Source organism: Nostoc sp. WHI (assembly GCF_015714725.1).
In the GTDB taxonomy this organism is placed as follows: Bacteria; Cyanobacteriota; Cyanobacteriia; order Cyanobacteriales; family Nostocaceae; genus Nostoc.
This window is the reverse complement of the sequence record NZ_WBKM01000189.1, coordinates 1-2390: the sequence shown is the minus strand read 5'-3', so window position 1 is coordinate 2390 and position 2390 is coordinate 1. Positions and strand designations below refer to the sequence as shown.

Below are 2390 nucleotides of genomic sequence, written 5' to 3'. Positions count from 1 at the left end.
ACGGATACTGTTGGCGAAACATTACTTAACATAAAAACGCCGATTTTACCGTGTATTACATGGGAAGGGTAATTCTACCTTCCCATGTAATACACGGAAAGAAAAAAATTAAGTTAGCTGCCTCAATAATCAATAAACTAGAAGAAATACCTGTGGAGGCAGTATATGTGCTTACATCCTGAAGAAATTCCTCCTATTCCCGATGAAACGGTACGTGTAGCCAAGGCCGCATTTCCAAAAGGTAATTTATATATGCGCTTGCGTGATGAACTTGGGGTCTTTTATCAAGATGAAGACTTCGCTGCACTTTATCCGCAACGCGGTCAGCCAGCGCAAGCACCTTGGCGGTTGGCGATGATACTGGTGATGCAGTATTTAGAGAATCTCTCTGATAGACAAGCAACTCTTGCAGTGCAAGGGCGAATTGACTGGAAATATGCTTTGTCCCTAGAGTTAACAGATCCAGGTTTTGACTTTAGTATTCTAAGCGAATTCCGCGATCGCTTAATAAGAGGTGGTGTCGAGCAGCAAATACTAGACTTGATGCTGTCGAAATTTCAGGAACTCAAACTACTGTCAGCAAGAGGAAAACAGCGCACTGACTCAACCCATATACTAGCTGTAGTCAGGGATTTAAGCAGACTGGAACATTTAGGGGAAACGCTGCGCTATGCCTTAAATGCTGTGGCTGAAGTTGCACCTGTTTGGCTGAAGTCACTAGCTCCGGCCGAGTGGTACGACCGCTATAGCAAACGTCTTGAAGATTCTCGACTCCCTAAAACACCTACCGAGAGGGAAGCATTAGCCGAGATAATTGGTGCGGATGGTTTTCATTTACTCGATAATATCTATTCCCAAACTTCCCCCATTGATCTACGACAACTGCCAGCCGTAGAAGTTTTGCGTCAAGTTTGGTTACAGCAATACTATGCACCAACAGACAAGATTCAGTTACGCAACGAAAAAGATGGGCCACCGGGAGCGGTACGAATTCGCTCTCCCTATGACTTAGAAGCTCGTAACAGCACCAAACGCACTACTAACTGGACAGGGTACAAAGTGCATCTGACAGAAAGTTGTGATGAAGACTCACCTCATATTATCACTCATGTAGAAACGACTGCTGCCACAACTCAAGACGTAACAGTTGTTCCCTCAATTCACCAAGCTTTGGGAGAAAAAAAACTCCTGCCTCAACAGCACTTGGTTGACCAAGCATACACATCAGCACAATTACTTTCTACCTCAGAGCGAGACTATAACATTGACCTGTTGGGGCCAGTAGCCCTGAACGTGGGATGGCAAGCAAAAGCCGGACTGGGATTTGATTTATCTCACTTTAAAATAGATTGGCAACAGAAAGCGGTCTATTGTCCTCAAGGTAAGCGTAGTTACCTTTGGAAAAAGAATAAAAGTGTTTATGGTAAACCTGTAATTTACGTTGAGTTTCGGCAACGTGATTGTTTGGCTTGTCCAGTTCGGAGTCAATGTACTCATGCAAAAACAAACCCTCGCGGGTTAACTATACAGGCGCAATCCGATTACGAAGCCCTTCAAAAAGGCAGAGAGCGACAAAAAACTGAACAGTTCCAAAAACAGTATCAACTGCGTTCAGGCATTGAAGGTACTATCTCTCAGGGCATCCGAGGATTTGAATTGCGCGATTGCCGTTATATTGGGTTAGCTAAAACTCATCTACAGCATATTTTGACTGCTGCCGCTATCAATCTAGGTCGAGTTTTTGCATGGTTAGAGGAGATACCACGGGCTAAAACTCGTTCCTCACACTTTGCAAGATTGGCAGACACTATTGTGTGCTAGATAATACCCGTTTAGGCTGTTACTCAAAAATCAATAAGATTTAAGTCTGATTCCGTGTATTACATGGTAAAACCTCCTCATCTCCCGTTAAGCTTCCGATGTAATACACGGTTAAGTTTATGTGGAAACGAGATATTCAGGGAAAGTTTGCGCTCAAGAATGATGACTATCGTGAAGTACGTTCTTTGCGATTAACAGATAAGACTTGGAAGGCTCTTGGTATTGCTTCGGAATGCTTAGGCTTAACCCGTGCTGATTATTTAGAACACATTGTTAGGCATAACGATAACCCTTGTATTACACGGGAAGACTCAGATTTTTTAGCTCCCATTCAACCAAGTATTACACGGCAGAGTGAGTCACATCAGATATCTAATACCACAAGCGCTAAACAACCTGTCGGTTTGCCACCGATAAGAGAACTTGAAATTTTACGCGATCGCATTTTGTCCCAACTGAAGTTAGGTAAGCAAGCTACTGGGTATAAAACTGCTCAGAAGGTTCTCAATCGTTTCATTGCTGAACTAATCGGTTCAGTTTAGCTGTTTGGGGAATTCGCCAACGGTATC

At 43.3% G+C, this 2390-nt stretch carries 2 protein-coding genes; both read left to right on the top strand.

Translation table 11 applies throughout. From position 1 onward, the window contains the following. Window positions 1-165 precede the first annotated feature (165 nt). The gene (locus F8S12_RS19425) at window positions 166-1821 is read left to right on the top strand and encodes an IS1182 family transposase (RefSeq protein ID WP_196517734.1); all 1656 of its coding nucleotides are present in this window, start codon (window positions 166-168) and stop codon (window positions 1819-1821) included. A 119-nt stretch (window positions 1822-1940) separates the two neighbouring features. Continuing rightward, the gene (locus tag F8S12_RS19420; RefSeq protein WP_196517733.1) at window positions 1941-2363 is read left to right on the top strand and encodes a hypothetical protein; all 423 of its coding nucleotides are present in this window, start codon (window positions 1941-1943) and stop codon (window positions 2361-2363) included. Window positions 2364-2390: the final 27 nt, after the last annotated feature.

Bases quoted from the DNA above. Each gene is read 5' to 3' on its own strand.
- F8S12_RS19425 (WP_196517734.1), top strand. From the start codon at position 166: ATGTGCTTACATCCTGAAGAAATTCCTCCTATTCCCGATGAAACGGTA.
- F8S12_RS19420 (WP_196517733.1), top strand. From the start codon at position 1,941: ATGTGGAAACGAGATATTCAGGGAAAGTTTGCGCTCAAGAATGATGAC.